Raw genomic sequence first — 16,330 nt, 5'->3', positions numbered from 1 at the left:
TGTCAGGCTGCCAGATCGCGGAGAACGGTCTGCAGGATGCCGCCATTGTTCATGTAGGTGACCTCATCGAGGGTATCGATGCGGCAGAGGATGTTCACTTCCTTCACCGAACCGTCACCGTAGGTGATCTTCGCCGTCTTCCATTCGCGCGGCTTGATCGGACCTTCCAGCCCCTCGATCGTCACCGTCTCGTCGCCCTTGAGGTTGAGGCTGGCCCAGCTGGTGCCTTCCTCGAGGACGAAGGGAACGACGCCCATGCCGACCAGGTTCGAGCGGTGGATACGCTCGAACGACTGCGCAATCACAGCCTTGACCCCGAGAAGATTGGTACCCTTCGCGGCCCAGTCACGGGACGAACCGTTGCCGTATTCGACGCCGGCAAAGATGACGAGCGGGACACCTTCTTCCTTGTACTTCATGGCCGCGTCGTAGATCGACATCTCTTCCTTCGACGGATAGTGGATTGTGTATCCACCTTCCTTGCCGTTCGGGCCGAGCATGTGGTTGCGAAGGCGGATGTTGGCAAAGGTACCACGCATCATGACTTCATGGTTACCGCGGCGCGTGCCGTATTGGTTGAAGTCGGCAACACCGACCCCGTGATCCATGAGATAGGAGCCTGCCGGCGAGGCCGCCTTGATCGAACCGGCCGGAGAGATGTGGTCGGTGGTGATCTTGTCGCCAAGGAGACCGAGGACACGAGCGCCCTTGATGTCCTTGAGGCCGGTACCCGTCTTGCCCATGCCCACGAAGTAGGGCGGGTTCTGGACATAGGTGGAGTCGTCGTCCCAGGCGTAGGTCTGGCCCGGCGGCACCTGAACGGCCTGCCAGTTCTCGTCGCCCTTGAACACGTCCGCATACTTCGACTCGTAGAGTTCGCGCGTGACGTACTTCAGGATGAACTCCTGGATCTCGTGCGAGGTCGGCCAGATGTCCTTCAGGTAGACAGGGTTGCCGTTCTGGTCTTCACCGATCGGCTCCTTCGTCAGGTCCTTCTGCACCGTGCCGGCCAAGGCATAGGCGACGACGAGCGGCGGCGAGGCCAGGTAGTTCGCCTGAACATCCGGCGAGATGCGGCCCTCGAAGTTGCGGTTACCCGAAAGAACGCCCGATACGATCAGGCCCTTGTCGTTGATCGTCTTGGAGATCGGCGCCGGCAACGGGCCCGAGTTGCCGATGCAGGTCGTGCAGCCGAAGCCGACGAGGTTGAAGCCGAGCTTGTCCAGATCCGTCTGCAGACCGGACTTTGCAAGGTATTCCCCGACCACCTGCGATCCAGGCGCCAGCGAAGTCTTCACCCACGGCTTGGTCTTCAGGCCCTTGGCAACGGCGTTACGGGCCAGCAGGCCTGCGGCAATGAGCACGCTCGGGTTGGACGTGTTGGTGCAGGACGTGATCGCGGCAATGGCGACGTCGCCGTGACCGAGATCGAAGTCCGTGCCTTCAACCGCATAGCGCGTATCGAGCTGGCCCGGCTTCTTGTAGTCTGCCTCGAGGGCGGAGGCGAAGCCGGAGGCGATGTTCTCGAGCGCGATGCGGCCTTCCGGACGCTTCGGGCCGGCCATGGACGGCACGACGTCGCCGAGGTCCAGCTCAAGCGTATCGGTGAAGACGAGCTCGGAGCCATCGCCTTCGCGCCACATGCCCTGAGCCTTGGAATAGGCTTCCACCAGCGCGATCCGCTCGCGGGTACGGCCGGACATGGTGAGGTAGTTGATGGTTTCGCCGTCGACCGGGAAGAAGCCGCAGGTGGCTCCGTATTCCGGGCCCATGTTGCCTATGGTCGCGCGGTCGGCGAGCGGCATGTTGTCCATGCCCGGGCCGAAGAATTCAACGAACTTCGAGACAACGCCCTTCTTGCGCAGCATCTGCACCACGGTCAGCACGAGGTCAGTCGCGGTGACGCCTTCCTTCAGCTTGCCGGTGAGCTTGAAGCCGATGACTTCCGGCAGGAGCATGGAGACCGGCTGGCCAAGCATGGCGGCTTCCGCCTCGATGCCGCCAACACCCCAGCCGAGAACGCCGAGGCCGTTGATCATGGTTGTGTGGCTGTCGGTGCCGACGCAGGTGTCCGGATAGGCGATCGTCTCGCCATCCTCATCCTTGGTCCAGACGGTCTGGCCGAGATATTCGAGGTTGACCTGATGACAGATGCCGGTGCCCGGAGGGACCACGCGGAAGTTCTTGAACGCCTGCTGGCCCCATTTCAGGAAGCGGTAGCGCTCGCCGTTGCGCTGGTATTCCAGCTCGACGTTGCGGGCAAAGGCGGTCGGCGTGCCGAACTCGTCGACGATGACGGAGTGGTCGATCACGAGGTCGACCGGGACCAGCGGGTTGATCTTCTCCGGGTCGCCGCCGAGCGAGACCATGGCGTCGCGCATGGCCGCAAGATCGACCACTGCCGGAACCCCGGTGAAGTCCTGCATCAGCACGCGGGCCGGGCGGTAGGCAATTTCGCTTTCGACGGTGCCCTTGTTGTTGAGCCATTCGGCGACGGCAAGGATGTGCTCCTTGGTCACGGACCGTCCGTCCTCGTGGCGCAGCAGGTTTTCGAGCAGCACCTTCATCGAGAAGGGAAGCTTCGAAACGCCGGGTAGACCGTTCGCTTCCGCCTTGGGCAGGCTGTAGTAGACATAGTCCTTGCCGCCCACGGTAAGGACGGAGCGACAATTGAAGCTGTCGAGAGATTTAGCCACGGACAATAACCCCGCTGATATGAGAGCCAACACGCGCGTGCGGACGCCTATGCACTTATGCACATCAGGATGCGGGTGCGACCATTTCCGCTGTCCGCACGAGAAGATTGAGGTCTTCAGGTTCGGCGCAAGATGATAATCACGCCGGCCGCTGGCGTGGTTGCGAAGCTTATAGATAATTTCTAAGAAGGGTTCCAGACCGCTTTGTGGTCATTGCATACAAAATTTCTGCTCAGGTAATTTGAATCCTAATGAAGGACCTGCCATGCGGCTGACGGCCGAAATGCTCGCGGCCCGGCGCGGGGAAGACCTGCTTTTTTCGGACATTTCCTTCGAGCTCGGCGCAGGTGAAGGACTGATCCTCACCGGCAGGAACGGCTCCGGCAAATCGACGCTCCTGCGGGTGGTCGCGGGCCTGCTTCGCCCAGAGCACGGCCAGGTCAGATGGTCCTCCTCCTCGACAGACGATGCGATTCGCGCCAGCGAGGCCTGCCACTATCTCGGCCACCGCAATGCAATGAAGGCGGAGCTGTCGGTGCACGAGAACCTCGCCTTCTGGAAGGACTTCTGCGGTGACCTTCCAGGCGGCGAGGGCGTTTCGGTCGCCCAGGCTGCCGAACAGGTAGGCCTCGGCGGCATTGCTCATCTTCCCTTCGGCTATCTCTCCGCAGGACAGCAGCGCCGCATGGCCTTCGCCAAGCTGCTCGTTTCCTATCGCCCGGTCTGGATCCTCGATGAACCGACTGCCGCCCTCGACACCAGGGCGGAGGCGACCTTTGCGGATCTCATCCGCCAGCACCTGGGCCGTGGCGGCATTCTTCTCGCCGCAACCCACCAGCCACTCGGTATCGAGGGGATGCAGGAACTGCGGATGACCGGCTTTGCCGGTGTAGCCGAGGAGTTCGCAGCATGATGTCTTTGCTGCTCCGCGACCTGAAGCTGTCCGTGCGTGCCGGCGGCGGGGCCCTGATCGGCGTCCTCTTCTTCATGACCGTCGTCGCGGTCATTCCGTTTGGGGTTGGCCCCGACCTCAACCTGCTCTCCCGCATTGGCCCGGCCATTGTCTGGATCGGGGCGCTCCTCGCGGCGCTGCTCGGCCTCGACCGCCTCTTCCAGACGGAGCGGGACGACGGCTCGCTCGACCTGATCCTGATGCAGGAGCACCCGCTGGTGCTCACCGTGCTGGTCAAGTGCCTCGCCCACTGGCTGGCCAACAGCCTGCCGCTGGTGATCGCCTCGCCGCTTCTCGGTCTGTTCATGAACATGAGCGAGGTCGCCATCGGCGCGGTCGCCGTGACTTTACTCGTCGGCACGCCTGCCCTCACCTTTATCGGCGCCGTGGGAGCCGCGGTCGCGGTAAGCCTGCCGCGGGGCGGTCTGCTGGTATCGATCCTCGTTCTGCCGCTCGCGATACCGGTGCTGATCTTCGGCGTCAGTGCATCCTATGCGGCGGTTCAGGACCCTGCCCCGTTTATGCCGCCATTCCTGATATTATTGGCGATCACGATGTTTTTCGCAGTTATCGGCCCGCTCGGTGCATCGCTTGCTTTGCGCAACGCGAGCGATTGACTAGGATCAAGCCCGAAAGTGCCGTTTCTGCCTAGAAAGAGCCTATGACCGAAAGCCTCGCCATCACAAAGTTCAGCGACCTCGCCAACCCGACCCGCTTCCTGAATTTGTCGGGGCGGATCCTGCCTTGGCTTGGCTGTCTGACCGCCGGCCTCTTCGCGGTCGGCCTCCATCTCAGCTTCACGACCGAAGGCGACTACCAGCAGGGCGAAACCGTGCGCATCATGTATGTGCATGTCCCCGCGGCATGGCTGTCGATGATGTGCTACACGGTGATGGCGCTTTCGGCGATCGGCACCCTTGTCTGGCGCCATCCGCTTGCCGACGTCAGCCATAAGGCAGCCGCACCGCTCGGCGCCGCCTTCACGCTGATCGCGCTCGCCACCGGCTCACTGTGGGGCAAGCCGATGTGGGGGACCTGGTGGGTCTGGGATGCGCGCCTGACCTCGGTCTTCGTGCTGTTCCTGATGTATCTCGGCCTGATCGCGCTGAACCGGGCGATGGACGATCCGTCGAAGGCCGCACGGGTCAGCGCCGTGCTCATTCTCGTCGGCTTCGTGAATATCCCGATCATCAAGTTCTCGGTAGAATGGTGGAACACCTTGCACCAGCCGGCCAGCGTCGTGCGGCTGGATGGCCCGACGATCGATCCGGAATTCCTGATCCCGCTGCTGGTGATGGCGTTCGCCTTTACCTTCCTTTTCTTCACGCTGCATCTCATGGCGATGCGAAATGAGATCTGGCGCCGCCGGGTCACGGCGCAACGACGCATGGCGGCGCGCATGGCGAGCCGGGAGAGCTGAGATGGGCCACGATTTCTACATCGCAGTATCCTATGGCGTCTCGGGCTTGATCATCGCGGTCATGCTCGGCTGGATATGGCTCGATGGACGGGCGCGACAGCGGGAGCTTGCGGAACTGGAGGCATCCGGCATCCGGCGGCGCTCCTCTGCACCCGTCAAGGATGGCGCCGCATGACCAGCGAGATCGACAACGCCCCCGCCCGCCGGCGCGGCATCGGCCGCTATTTCCTGGCGCTCATACCGCTGGCCGTCTTCGGCGGCTTCGCCCTCGTCGCAGGCAAGATGCTCTATGACCAGGACGTCAACGGCCGCGATATTTCCGCCATACCTTCCGCGCTGATCGGCCAGAAGGCGCCGTCGCTGGCCCTGCCTGCCCTCGAAGGGTCGAACACTCCGGCGCTCACGGACGCGGCCGTCGACGGCAAGCTGACGCTCGTGAACGTCTTCGCCTCCTGGTGCGTCCCCTGCCGGCAGGAGCATCCCTTCCTCAAGGAACTGGCGAAGGACGAGCGGCTGACGGTGGTCGGCATCAACTACAAGGACCGCAACGAAAACGCGCTGCGCTTCCTCGGTGAGCTCGGCAATCCCTATGACGCGATCGGCGTCGATCCGAACGGCAAGGCGGCGATCGACTGGGGCGTCTACGGCATCCCGGAGAGTTATCTCGTCGGCCCGGACGGCACCATCCTCTACAAGAAGGTCGGTCCGTTCGACGAGCGGACGCTGACCAAGGAACTGCTGCCGGCGATCGAGAAGGCCGCCGCCGGCGCCTGATCGGTCAGCCCAGCGCCGCCTGCCATTCCCTGATCGCGTCGACCGGCCAGAGCAGCATCAGCACGTTGAGTGTCAGGTTGTCGCGGATGATCCAGCCGGTCAGGAGTTCGAAGCCGATGGCGATCGCGACCGTCAGCCAGACCGGCAGGCGGGCGGCGGCCAGGAAGCCGAGCGCCATGAAAATCGTGTCCATCGCCGAGTTGAGGATGCTGTCGCCGGTATAGCCGAGGGCCATGGTCGCGGTCCGATACCGGTCGATCACCATCGGCGTGTTTTCCAGGACCTCCCAGGCTGCTTCGATGAGGACAGCAAAGGAGAGCCGTGCCGTCAGGGGCGCCCGGCGAAACAGCAGCCAGGCGAGGCCGTAGAACAGGAAGCCGTGGATGATGTGGGATGGCGTGTACCAGTCCGACAGGTGCTGGGAATTGCCGCTGGAGTTCACCCCGCCTTCCCAGAGCTTCACGTAGCCGCACTCGCAGATCGGAATTCGGCCCATGGCGTAGAGAACCACGAGCTGAAGCACGAAGAGCGTGACGGCCGCCAGAAACCACCGCCGCGACCACGGTGACCACGACGATGGAGAGGCCGTGACGCTCACTTATCGGCTTCCGCGATGGCGTCGGGGATGGTGTGGCGCATGATCAGCGGCAGCTGCGCGAAGGTGAAGGCGAGCGTGATCGGCATGGTGCCCCAGACCTTGAAGTTGACCCAGAAGTCGTCGGAGAAGTTGCGCCAGACGACTTCGTTGAGCACGGCGAGGAACAGGAAGAAGATCCCCCAGCGGAAGGTCAGTTTCTGCCAGCCCATCTCGTCGAGATTGAAGGCGGCGTTGAAGACGTAGCCGAGAAGCGACTTGCCGAACAGCAGCCCTCCGAGCAGGACCACGCCGAAGAGCGTGTTCACGATCGTCGGCTTCATCTTGATGAAGGTCTCGTCCTGCAGCCAGATGGACAGCGTCCCGAAAACCATGACGACGACACCGGAGACGAAGGGCATGACCGGCAGGTGCTTGAAGACGATCTTCGAGACGATGAGCGAGATCACCGTCGCGACCATGAAGAGCGCTGTCGCAATCAAGAGCGGACCGCCAACGACGCCCAAGGCCGGGAAGGTTTCCGCCAGCCATTCACCGCGGATATTGCCGAAGAAGAAGACCAGCAGTGGCCCGATCTCGAGCGCGAACTTCAGCATCGGGTGATGCTTTTCTTCCGGTGTGGCCTTGGTATCGCTTTCGATCTGCATCGATTCAACTTCTGCTGATGGGGTTCTGCGGCTGGAAACGCTGTTTCTGTGGCATTAATGCGTCAGACCGGCAATGGCCTTGGCGAAATCATCCGCCTCGAAAGGCTCCAGATCGTCGACGCCCTCTCCGACGCCGATGAAATAGACCGGCAGCTTATGCTTGGCCGCGATACCCACGAGGATACCGCCCCGCGCCGTGCCGTCGAGCTTGGTCATGATCAGGCCGCTGACACCGGCAACATTGCGGAAGATCTCCACCTGCTGCAGGGCATTCTGGCCGGTGGTGGCATCGAGCGTCTGCAGGACCGTATGCGGCGCGTCAGGATCGAGTTTGGCAAGCACGCGGACGATCTTTTCGAGTTCCGCCATCAGCCCGGCCTTGTTCTGCAGGCGACCGGCTGTGTCGATGATCAGCACGTCCGACTTCTTCGCCCGCGCCTGTTCGAAGGCGTCGTAGGCAAGGCCGGCGGCATCTGCGCCCAGCTTCGTGCCGATGAATTCCGAACCAGTGCGATCAGCCCAGATCTTCAACTGCTCGATGGCGGCAGCACGGAACGTATCTCCTGCGGCCAGCATGACCTTCAGCCCCGATCCCGAGAGCTTCGCGGCAAGCTTGCCGATGGTGGTGGTCTTGCCCGTGCCATTGACGCCGACCACCAGGATGACGTGCGGCTTGTGGTTGAGGTCGAGTTGCAGCGGCCTGGCGACCGGTGAGAGCACCTTGCTGATTTCCGCCGCCATGATGCGGGAGACATCCTCGCCGGTGACGTCCTTGCCGTAGCGTTCGGCCGACAACGCACCGGTGATGCGCATGGCGGTTTCCACGCCGAGGTCGGACTGGATCAGCAGGTCCTCCAGGTCTTCCAGCGTTTCCTCGTCCAGCTTGCGCTTGGTGAAGAGAGCGGTGATCTGCCCGGTAAGCTGGGAAGAGGTACGGGCAAGACCAGCCCGCAGGCGCTGGTACCAGGTCATCCGAGGTGCCACGACCTCCGGCTCCAGCACCTCCTCGACCCGGGTGGTGAAACCCTTCGGCAGAACGGGTTCGGACACCGGCGAGCTTTCGGTACCGGCTTCGCTCTCCGCCTCCAGCAGCGACAGCGGCACGATGCCGATTTCCGTGTTCTCTTCGGCGCCGGGCAGAAGGGGCGGCAGTTCTTCCTCCGATGGCTCTTCATCTGCCGGCTCGGGTTCGACTGGCTCCACGACATCCCGTGCGTCATCGGCAGCCTGGCCGCCGGCCGTCTCCATCTCAACCGGCGCCACCGGGTCTACCGGCGAAACCGGCAGGTCCTCCTCGCGCGAATGCGGCTCAACTTCCGCATCGATCGCAGCGGCTTCCGCTGGCGTCAGGTGCTCTTCCGGCGCCTGTTGCTCTATGGGCTTCTCCTTGCCGAAGGTGAAGACCTTTTTGATGAAGCCTAGTGCCATGAAATCCGCTCCGGTTACGCCGCCAGTGCCGGCGCAACCTCCATATCCAGATGTTTGCCGTTGTGGCCGGTAATGATAACGCGCCGGATCTCGCGGGGAACAAGCCCGGGCGCTGCGACCAGCGAAAAGTTTTCCGTATGCGCCATACCGTTCATCTCGACGATGATCGTCTGGACGCTTCCAACCATCCGGTCGAGATGGGCCCGGTGTAGCGCATCGCCGCGGGCACGCAGACGCGCAGCCCGTTCCTTGACCAGTGGTCGATCGAGCTGCGGCATGCGAGCGGCCGGCGTGCCGGGACGGGGGCTGTAGGGGAAGACGTGCAGGAAGGCGAGGCCGGCCTCCTCGGCAAGCGTCGCGGCATTCTCCGCCATCTCCGCCGTCTCCGTCGGAAAACCGGCGATCATGTCAGCTCCGAAGACGATGTCAGGGCGCAGGCGCCGCGCCTGCTCGACAAAGGACAGTGCATCGGCGCGGCTGTGGCGGCGCTTCATGCGCTTCAGGATCATGTCGTCGCCATGCTGTAGCGACAGATGCAGATGCGGCATGAAGCGCGGTTCGTCCGCGATCAGGTCCCACAGGTGCCGGTCCGCCTCGATGCTATCAATCGACGAGAGGCGCAGCCGGAGGATTTCCGGGACCTGCCGCAGCAGCGTCTTGGCAAGGTAGCCAAGCGAGGGCTGGCCAGGCAGGTCCGCGCCATAGCTTGTGGCGTCGACGCCGGTCAAAACGATCTCCCGATAGCCGCCCTGCACCAGCTTGCGAGCCTGATCGACCACGGCCCCCATGGGCACGGAACGTGAATTGCCGCGGCCATAGGGGATGATGCAGAAGGTGCAGCGGTGGTCGCAGCCGTTCTGCACCTGGATGAAGGCGCGTACATGCCCATCGATGTGCTTCACCATCTGCGGCGCGGTCGCCTTGACGCTCATGATGTCGTTGACGCGGAGCTTTTCTTCCGCCGACACCCCGAAATCCGGCAGGGCACGGTAGGAGGCAGCGGTCAGCTTCTCCTCGTTACCGAGCACCGCATCCACTTCGGCCATTTCGGCGAAGACCTGTTTCTCGGTCTGGGCAGCGCAGCCGGTGACGATGATGCGGGCATGGGGATTTTCGCGGCGGGCGCGGCGGATGGCCTGGCGCGCCTGGCGCACCGCCTCGCCGGTGACGGCGCAGGTATTGACCAGAACGGCATTGTTGAGCCCGGCCTTCTCGGCCTCGGCCCGCATCACTTCCGACTCATAGGTGTTGAGCCGGCAGCCGAAGGTTATAACCTCGACGCCGCTCAATTCGCCTGAGCCCCCGGCTCCAGATCGCGCGTGAAGGTACCGGTCCGCGGGTCAAGCCGGCCGGACCATTCCCACTCCGCCGGACCCGTCATGATGACGTGGTCGTCCTCGCGCCATTCGATCACCAGCGGCTGGCGGATCGGACTGGAGGCAACGTCGATCTCCACTCTCCGGCCAGTACGTCCCGTGCGTGCAGCGGACACTGCGGCGGCGCAGGCGGCCGAACCGCAGGCGAGCGTCAGGCCGGCACCGCGCTCCCACGTGCGGGTGCGCAGAGACTCCTTCGAGATGACCTGGGCCAGCGTGATGTTTGCCTTCTCGGGGAACATCGGGTGGTTTTCGAGAAGCGGGCCGAAGCGTTCGAGATCGAACGCCATCGGGTCCTTGTCGACCCAGAAGATCGCATGGGGGTTGCCCATCGACATGGCAGAGGGCGAATGCAGGACCGGCGCGTCGATCGGGCCGATCTGCAGTTCGATGCGGCTCGTGTCGAAGAATTCCTCTGACAGCGGGATCCGGTTCCAGGCGAAGACCGGCTTGCCCATGTCGACGGAAATCGACCCGTCCTCATGTTCGGCGGCGTTCAGGATGCCGGCAACTGTCTGGAAGGTGAAGGCCTTGCGCCCCGTTTCGGCGGCAAGCGCCTGCACGACGCAGCGCGTGCCGTTGCCGCAGGCCTGCGCCTTGGACCCGTCCGAATTCAGGATATCGATCCAGGCGTCGGTGCCGTGCGCCTTCGGATCGTGGATCGCCATGATCTGGTCGAACTGGGTCTGCGGATCGGCGTTCAACGCGACCGCCGCTTCCGGTGTCACCTTGTCCGGCCGGCCGCGCATGTCGACGACGAGGATCTTGTTGCCAAGCCCGTTCATCTTCGCGAATTCGACCAGTCCTGCCATTGCCTTCGATCCCGTTGGGCGGTGCCGCTCCCGGCCGTATATGGCGGAAACGGCGTTTAATTACCAGAGCGCGGACATGCTTCGCCACCGCTACCGGGTGCCGGCGCGGTTGGAGTTATTGTCACGGAGAGCCCACGCACATGCGAAACCTCTCAAAGTATGTATGTGTGGCTCCGCATGTGCGTGGCCTTCGGCGTTCTTTCGGGACTTCCGGTCCCTACAGGTGATCGTCTCGCCTCGCTGCACGCAGGATCGCTCCTGCGCTTGGACGGCTCAACCGAACCGGGCCTGGCGACCCGGGGGAGGCTTGATAGGCGGAACATCTTTCGATGCTCCCGCCATGCCTTTCACCTCCCTGCCCTCACCGCACGTTACGGCATCGGGACAGGGCGCCGGCTCCCGCCTGCCCGCGAACGTCTCGCGAAACACTCCGGCGACGGAAGCAGTCCAAGTATCGACCACTTTCCGCTCACGTGAATCCTGAAGGTGCCAAGTCATTCATTCTGTTGAGGTGCACCCGCGGATTCATCCCCGCTACCGGGTCAGACAGCGGCTGCAGGAACCTCGAAAACTTCGCCCGGCCGCATCGGACGGAAACGGCTTCGGGATATTCGACGGGCGTCGAGCGCCGCATTGAGCGCCTCCACCGGCTCCTCGATCCCTTCATCGGTCAGCTTGAAGGTGCCCCAGTGGTGGCCGGCGACATGGGCGGCATCACACAGCAGCATGCCTTCCACCGCCTCGTCGGGGTTCTGGTGCTGCGCCTTCATGAACCATTGCGGCTCATAGGCGCCGAAGGGCAGGTTGGCGAGACGGAAGCCGCCATGCTTTTCCCGTGCCGCGCGATAGTTGATCCCCCGATGGAAGCCGGTGTCACCGATATGATAGATCTTGCCGGCCGGTGTCTCGATGACGAAGGCAGCCCAGAGCGCCATGCGACGGTCCCCCAGCCCACGCGCGGACCAGTGGTGGCATGGCTCGCAATGAAGGGTGACGCCATGGCCGACCTCCAGCCGATCGCCCCAGTCCATGACGTCGAAGCGTCCATCCTCTACACGAGCGCGGATGATCTCGTCGTTGCCGAGAGGCGTGACGAAGCGCGGCTTGTCACGGTCCTGGAGCACCCAGAGCGTCTCCAGATCCATGTGGTCGTAGTGGTTGTGGGTGACGATCACGAGATCGATGGGCGGCAGGTCGCCCATGTTGATGCCCGGCGGGTTGACCCGCTTGGGGCCGGCGAAGCGGACGGGGCTTGCGCGCTCGTCCCACACCGGATCGGTCAGGATATTCAGGCCCGCGACCTGGATCAGGAATGATGCGTGACCGACCAGGGTGACCACCAGCCGGTCGCCTGTTATCCGTTCTTCAGGCACGGCCTGTGGAAACGGACTGGGGAAACTGTCCGGCCAGGCCTTGTTGCCATTGCCGAGCTTCCAGCGAACAAGGTTCAGGAGGCCGCTCGGCTCCTCTCCGTCGGGGTTGAAGAAGAGCTTGCCATCAAAGTGATCGCTCACCGGCCCGGAATAATACTTGTTGCCGGCCATGGCGCTCCTTGCCGTGACGCCGCCGGCAAATGCGGCAAGGGCCGCAAGACCGGACCATTTGAGGAAGCTGCGACGGTTCATTGCAGATGTATAGGGTCGGCGCCATGTGGCTTCAAGCGTAGCCGACGAGGTCGCGGAGAAGTGACAGCACCGCCAAGCTTGACTTTCCCGGCTGTTTCCTGTTTATCCGCCGCATCTGCTGACAAGTGACAAGACTTGGAGCCGCCGACCGGGGCCGAATTCAATGAGCCCGGAGGTCAACACCCGACAGCGCGTGGCGCCCTCGGGTGCTTTTCGGCTTTGCCCGCGTCTGGGCGTCTTGTTTTCGTCGCGGAAAGACCCGACGTTTCCGGCACCCGGAAACGAAGAAGGAAGACACGGATGTTTGAAAACCTCCAGGACCGTCTTGGCTCCATCCTGAATGGACTGACCGGCCGTGGCGCGTTGAGCGAGGCGGATGTCTCCGCTGCGCTGCGCGAGGTTCGCCGTGCGCTGCTCGAGGCAGACGTGTCGCTCGAGGTCGTCCGTGCCTTTACCGACAAGGTTCGCGAGAAGGCAGTCGGGGCTGCGGTCCTGAAGTCGATCAAGCCCGGCCAGATGGTCGTCAAGATCGTCCATGACGAACTGGTCGAGATGCTGGGCTCCGAAGGGGTCGGCATCGACCTGCATGCGCCGGCCCCCGTCGTCATCATGATGGTCGGCCTCCAGGGCTCGGGCAAGACGACCACGACCGGCAAGATCGCCAAGCGGCTGACCGACCGCGAGAAGAAGAAGGTGCTGATGGCGTCGCTGGACACGCGCCGCCCCGCCGCCCAGGAACAGCTTCGCCAGCTCGGCGTCCAGACAGGCGTCGACACGCTACCGATCATTGCCGGCCAGTCGCCGACCGACATTGCCGCACGCGCCGTGCAGGCGGCAAGGCTCGGCGGCCATGACGTCGTCATCCTCGACACCGCCGGCCGTACCCATATCGACGAACCGCTGATGGTCGAGATGGCCGAGATCAAGCGGAAGTCGAACCCGCACGAGATCCTGCTCGTCGCCGACAGCCTGACCGGCCAGGACGCCGTCAACCTCGCACGCAACTTCGACGAACGCGTCGGCATCACCGGCCTGGTGCTCACCCGCATGGACGGCGACGGCCGTGGCGGTGCTGCACTTTCCATGCGCGCCGTCACCGGCAAGCCGATCAAGCTGATCGGAACGGGTGAGAAGATGACGGAGATGGAGGAATTCCATCCCCGCCGCATCGCCGACCGCATCCTCGGCATGGGCGACATCGTCTCCCTCGTCGAAAAGGCCGCCGAGAACATCGACGCCGAGAAGGCGCGCGCCATGGCCGAGAAGATGGCCAAGGGCAAGTTCGACCTGAACGACCTCGCCGACCAGCTGCGCCAGATGAAGTCGCTCGGCGGCATGGGCGGTATCATGGGAATGATGCCCGGCATGGCCGGCATGAAGGACAAGCTCGCCGCGTCCGGCATGAGCGACAAGATGTTCGACCGCCAGATCGCCATCATCCAGTCGATGACCAAGGCCGAGCGCGCCAATCCGGATATCCTGAAGCATTCCCGCAAGAAGCGCATCGCCGCCGGCTCCGGCACCGACGCCGCCGAGATCAACAAGCTGCTGAAAATGCACCGCCAGATGGCCGACATGATGAAGGCCATGGGCGGCAAGGGCAAAGGCGGCGGCATGATGAAACAGATGATGGGCGGCCTTGCCGGCAAGATGGGACTTGGCGGCATGGGCGGCCTCGGGGGTGGAATGGGCGGCATGCCGGATCTGTCCAAGCTCGATCCGAAGCAGCTCGAGGCACTGCAGAAGCAGGCGGAAGCCGCGGGCTTCAAGCCGGGCTCGATGCCGGGACTGCCGGGTGGAGGAATGCCGGGTATGGGCGGCCTGCCCGGCCTCGGCGGCGGCTTCCCGGGCCTGCCCGGACTGCCGAAGAAGAAGTAGAGGGAACTCATGGCCGAGGACGTCAAGCAGAAGCTCGCAAGCTACCGCCAGTCGATCGACAATATCGATGCGGCACTGGTGCACATGCTCGCCGAGCGCTTCCGCTGCACCAAGGAAGTCGGCCTCCTGAAGGCCCAGTACGAATTGCCGCCGGCAGACCCGGCGCGCGAGGAATACCAGATCGAACGCCTCCGCCGCCTGGCGAAGGACGCTCATCTGGACCCGGATTTCGCCGAGAAGTTTCTCAACTTCGTCATCAAGGAAGTGATCCGGCATCATGAAGCCATCGCCGCCGAGCACGGCGGCACGAAACAACCCGCTTGAACCAGACAGCCCGCCGCAGGGCGGCCTCAAGAAACACCAAGGAGTAAGAAAATGACCCTGAAGATTCGTCTCGCCCGTGGCGGCTCCAAGAAGCGTCCCTACTACCACGTCGTCGTTGCCGACGCCCGCGCTCCCCGCGACGGCCGCTTCCTTGAAAAGCTGGGTTCCTGGAACCCGATGCTGCCGAAGGACAACGAGAAGCGCGTCGAGCTGAACCTCGAGCGCATCCAGGAATGGATCGCCAAGGGCGCCCAGCCGACCGACCGCGTCCTGCGCTTCCTCGCCGAGGCCGGCGTTGCCCAGCGCGACGCCCGCAACAACCCGGAGAAGGCAAAGCCCGGCAAGAAGGCCCAGGAGCGTGCCGCCGAGCGCGCCCAGCGCGAAGAAGACGCCAAGGCTGCCGCAGCCGAAGCTGCTGCCGAATAAGGCTGATCCGCATCTTGCGGACGAACGGGCGGTGCGGAGACGCGCCGCCCGTTTTCTGTTTCCATTTGTCCCGGCTGCCGGTACAAGCGCCTGAACCATCCGGAATAAGCGCATGACGAAGCTCCACAACCCGATCCTCATGGCGACAATCGGCGCGGCGCAGGGCCTGCGCGGCGAGGTGCGGGTGCGCGCCTACACGGCCGACCCCCTGGCACTCGGCGACTACGGGAACCTGCACAGCAAGGATGGCCGGATCTTCGAGATCCTCGAGATCCGCGAGGCGAAGAATGTCGCGATTGTCCGTTTCCGCGGCATCAACGACCGCAACGCGGCCGAAGCCCTGAATGGCCTCGAGCTCTTCATCGAGCGGGAGAACCTGCCGGACGACGAGCTGGACGACGACGAGTTCTATTATGCCGATCTCGAAGGGCTGGAGGCCGTCGATGAGGGCGGCAAGAGCTACGGGACAGTGACCGGCGTCTTCGATTTCGGCGCCGGCGACCTGCTCGAACTCAAGGGCCCGGGCCGTCGACCGGTGCTGATCCCGTTCTCCGAAGCCGCGGTGCTGGAGATCGACCTCGAAGGCGGCCGGATCCTGATCGATCCTCGTGCAGCCGGTCTCATCGAGGACCCGGAGGATCGTCCCCCCGGTAAGGGCCCGCGTCGGGGCGAACCCGGCGACGCACCATGAGCTTCCGCGCCACGATCCTTACCCTCTATCCGGAGATGTTTCCCGGCCATCTCGGCCATTCGCTTGCCGGAAAGGCGCTGGAGCGTGGCCAGTGGTCGATCAAGCCTGTGCAGATCCGCGACTTCGCCGAGGACCGGCACCGGACTGTGGACGACACGCCCGCGGGCGGCGGCGCCGGCATGGTGTTGAAGCCGGATATCCTTGCGAACGCCATCGATCAGGTTTCCGGTCATGACGACCGGCCACGCCTGCTGATGAGCCCGCGCGGCAGACCGCTGACGCAGAAACGCGTGCGGGAACTGGCGGCCGGCGAGGGCGTGGTCATCGTTTGCGGTCGTTTCGAAGGGGTCGACCAGCGGGTAATCGAGGCACGCCAGTTGGAGGAAGTCTCGGTCGGCGACTACATCCTCTCCGGCGGCGAACCGGCGGCGCTGACACTGCTCGACGCGGTGGTGCGCATCCTGCCCGGCGTGATGGGCAATGCCTTGTCCGGCACCCACGAGAGCTTCGAGGATGGGCTGCTGGAATATCCGCACTACACCCGGCCACAGGTCTTCGAAGGCCGCGAGATCCCGCCAGTGCTCACCTCCGGCAATCATGCCGAGATCGACAAGTGGCGACGCGAGCAGGCACTGAGCCTCACAAGGGAGCGGCGGCCGGACCTTCTCCAGTCAGGGCAGGATTGA

General features: G+C 63.8%; 17 protein-coding genes. 10 read left to right on the top strand and 7 right to left on the bottom strand.

The annotated features are described in order from the left end of the window. Positions 1–2: 2 nt before the first annotated feature. The gene (gene acnA / locus ACEPP2_RS08625; protein WP_395516331.1) at positions 3–2,696 is read right to left on the bottom strand and encodes an aconitate hydratase AcnA; all 2,694 of its coding nucleotides are present in this window, start codon (positions 2,694–2,696) and stop codon (positions 3–5) included. Positions 2,697–2,961: 265 nt separating this feature from the next. Between acnA and ccmA the strand changes: the two genes are divergently transcribed. Genes ccmA through ACEPP2_RS08600 form a run of 5 tightly spaced genes read left to right on the top strand, consistent with a single transcriptional unit; the run spans position 2,962 to position 5,842 of the window. Then, positions 2,962–3,609, top strand: coding sequence for a heme ABC exporter ATP-binding protein CcmA (ccmA, locus tag ACEPP2_RS08620; protein ID WP_395516330.1), 648 nt, complete (start codon positions 2,962–2,964; stop codon positions 3,607–3,609). Beyond that, the gene (ccmB, locus tag ACEPP2_RS08615) at positions 3,606–4,265 is read left to right on the top strand and encodes a heme exporter protein CcmB (protein WP_052640436.1); all 660 of its coding nucleotides are present in this window, start codon (positions 3,606–3,608) and stop codon (positions 4,263–4,265) included. Before ccmA ends, ccmB begins: the two co-directional genes overlap by 4 nt. 44 nt (positions 4,266–4,309) lie before the next feature. Continuing rightward, positions 4,310–5,068 carry a heme ABC transporter permease gene (locus ACEPP2_RS08610; RefSeq protein ID WP_395516329.1) on the top strand — a complete coding sequence of 253 codons (759 nt, stop codon included), beginning with the start codon at positions 4,310–4,312 and terminating at the stop codon, positions 5,066–5,068. A 1-nt stretch (position 5,069) separates the two neighbouring features. Beyond that, entirely contained in the window at positions 5,070–5,243 is a 174-nt protein-coding gene (ccmD, locus tag ACEPP2_RS08605; RefSeq protein WP_281977164.1) for a heme exporter protein CcmD, read from the top strand. Further along, positions 5,240–5,842 carry a DsbE family thiol:disulfide interchange protein gene (locus tag ACEPP2_RS08600; RefSeq protein ID WP_395516328.1) on the top strand — a complete coding sequence of 201 codons (603 nt, stop codon included), beginning with the start codon at positions 5,240–5,242 and terminating at the stop codon, positions 5,840–5,842. Before ccmD ends, ACEPP2_RS08600 begins: the two co-directional genes overlap by 4 nt. Positions 5,843–5,846: 4 nt before the next feature. Here ACEPP2_RS08600 and ACEPP2_RS08595 read toward each other — a convergent pair whose 3' ends face one another. The 6 genes from ACEPP2_RS08595 to ACEPP2_RS08570 form a co-directional block, all read right to left on the bottom strand. After that, complete coding sequence (locus ACEPP2_RS08595; RefSeq protein ID WP_142586466.1) at positions 5,847–6,440, bottom strand: DUF2585 domain-containing protein; 594 nt, start codon at positions 6,438–6,440, stop codon at positions 5,847–5,849. Beyond that, positions 6,437–7,084 carry a septation protein A gene (locus ACEPP2_RS08590; RefSeq protein WP_077549303.1) on the bottom strand — a complete coding sequence of 216 codons (648 nt, stop codon included), beginning with the start codon at positions 7,082–7,084 and terminating at the stop codon, positions 6,437–6,439. Before ACEPP2_RS08590 ends, ACEPP2_RS08595 begins: the two co-directional genes overlap by 4 nt. A gap of 54 nt (positions 7,085–7,138) precedes the next feature. Further along, entirely contained in the window at positions 7,139–8,512 is a 1,374-nt protein-coding gene (gene ftsY, locus ACEPP2_RS08585; protein ID WP_395516327.1) for a signal recognition particle-docking protein FtsY, read from the bottom strand. Positions 8,513–8,526: 14 nt separating this feature from the next. Further along, entirely contained in the window at positions 8,527–9,801 is a 1,275-nt protein-coding gene (gene mtaB / locus ACEPP2_RS08580) for a tRNA (N(6)-L-threonylcarbamoyladenosine(37)-C(2))-methylthiotransferase MtaB (RefSeq protein ID WP_395516326.1), read from the bottom strand. Then, the gene (gene dapF / locus ACEPP2_RS08575; RefSeq protein ID WP_395516325.1) at positions 9,798–10,700 is read right to left on the bottom strand and encodes a diaminopimelate epimerase; all 903 of its coding nucleotides are present in this window, start codon (positions 10,698–10,700) and stop codon (positions 9,798–9,800) included. Before dapF ends, mtaB begins: the two co-directional genes overlap by 4 nt. A 542-nt stretch (positions 10,701–11,242) precedes the next feature. Further along, positions 11,243–12,325, bottom strand: a complete 1,083-nt coding sequence (locus tag ACEPP2_RS08570; protein WP_395516324.1) for an MBL fold metallo-hydrolase — start codon at positions 12,323–12,325, stop codon at positions 11,243–11,245. A gap of 300 nt (positions 12,326–12,625) precedes the next feature. On the opposite strand from ACEPP2_RS08570, the gene ffh reads away from it, so the two are divergent. The 5 genes from ffh (at position 12,626) to trmD (ending at position 16,330) form a co-directional block, all read left to right on the top strand. Then, positions 12,626–14,203: a signal recognition particle protein gene (ffh, locus tag ACEPP2_RS08565; RefSeq protein WP_077549296.1), complete on the top strand. Its 1,578-nt coding sequence runs from the start codon at positions 12,626–12,628 to the stop codon at positions 14,201–14,203. 9 nt (positions 14,204–14,212) lie between these two features. After that, entirely contained in the window at positions 14,213–14,527 is a 315-nt protein-coding gene (locus tag ACEPP2_RS08560) for a chorismate mutase (protein WP_077549295.1), read from the top strand. 51 nt (positions 14,528–14,578) lie between these two features. Then, complete coding sequence (rpsP, locus tag ACEPP2_RS08555) at positions 14,579–14,953, top strand: 30S ribosomal protein S16 (RefSeq protein WP_052640459.1); 375 nt, start codon at positions 14,579–14,581, stop codon at positions 14,951–14,953. A 112-nt stretch (positions 14,954–15,065) separates the two neighbouring features. Continuing rightward, positions 15,066–15,644 (top strand): ribosome maturation factor RimM, encoded by a 579-nt coding sequence (gene rimM, locus ACEPP2_RS08550; RefSeq protein WP_395516323.1) that lies wholly within the window; start codon positions 15,066–15,068, stop codon positions 15,642–15,644. Beyond that, on the top strand, positions 15,641–16,330 hold the full coding sequence (gene trmD, locus ACEPP2_RS08545; protein WP_077549293.1) for a tRNA (guanosine(37)-N1)-methyltransferase TrmD: 690 nt from the start codon (positions 15,641–15,643) through the stop codon (positions 16,328–16,330). The genes rimM and trmD overlap by 4 nt, the downstream gene beginning before the upstream one ends.

It is taken from the genome of Pseudorhizobium flavum (genome assembly GCF_044142885.1).
Taxonomy (GTDB): Bacteria; Pseudomonadota; Alphaproteobacteria; order Rhizobiales; family Rhizobiaceae; genus Neorhizobium; species Neorhizobium flavum.
This window is presented reverse-complemented; position numbering and strand designations above follow the sequence as displayed.

What these genes read in the sequence shown, in the direction of transcription:
- ccmA (WP_395516330.1), top strand. Translation starts at nt 2,962, where the DNA reads ATGCGGCTGACGGCCGAAATGCTCGCGGCCCGGCGCGGGGAAGACCTG.
- ccmB (WP_052640436.1), top strand. Translation starts at nt 3,606, where the DNA reads ATGATGTCTTTGCTGCTCCGCGACCTGAAGCTGTCCGTGCGTGCCGGC.
- ACEPP2_RS08610 (WP_395516329.1), top strand. Translation starts at nt 4,310, where the DNA reads ATGACCGAAAGCCTCGCCATCACAAAGTTCAGCGACCTCGCCAACCCG.
- ccmD (WP_281977164.1), top strand. Translation starts at nt 5,070, where the DNA reads ATGGGCCACGATTTCTACATCGCAGTATCCTATGGCGTCTCGGGCTTG.
- ACEPP2_RS08600 (WP_395516328.1), top strand. Translation starts at nt 5,240, where the DNA reads ATGACCAGCGAGATCGACAACGCCCCCGCCCGCCGGCGCGGCATCGGC.
- ACEPP2_RS08590 (WP_077549303.1), bottom strand. Translation starts at nt 7,084, where the DNA reads ATGCAGATCGAAAGCGATACCAAGGCCACACCGGAAGAAAAGCATCAC.
- ftsY (WP_395516327.1), bottom strand. Translation starts at nt 8,512, where the DNA reads ATGGCACTAGGCTTCATCAAAAAGGTCTTCACCTTCGGCAAGGAGAAG.
- dapF (WP_395516325.1), bottom strand. Translation starts at nt 10,700, where the DNA reads ATGGCAGGACTGGTCGAATTCGCGAAGATGAACGGGCTTGGCAACAAG.
- ACEPP2_RS08570 (WP_395516324.1), bottom strand. Translation starts at nt 12,325, where the DNA reads ATGAACCGTCGCAGCTTCCTCAAATGGTCCGGTCTTGCGGCCCTTGCC.
- ffh (WP_077549296.1), top strand. Translation starts at nt 12,626, where the DNA reads ATGTTTGAAAACCTCCAGGACCGTCTTGGCTCCATCCTGAATGGACTG.
- ACEPP2_RS08560 (WP_077549295.1), top strand. Translation starts at nt 14,213, where the DNA reads ATGGCCGAGGACGTCAAGCAGAAGCTCGCAAGCTACCGCCAGTCGATC.
- rpsP (WP_052640459.1), top strand. Translation starts at nt 14,579, where the DNA reads ATGACCCTGAAGATTCGTCTCGCCCGTGGCGGCTCCAAGAAGCGTCCC.
- rimM (WP_395516323.1), top strand. Translation starts at nt 15,066, where the DNA reads ATGACGAAGCTCCACAACCCGATCCTCATGGCGACAATCGGCGCGGCG.
- trmD (WP_077549293.1), top strand. Translation starts at nt 15,641, where the DNA reads ATGAGCTTCCGCGCCACGATCCTTACCCTCTATCCGGAGATGTTTCCC.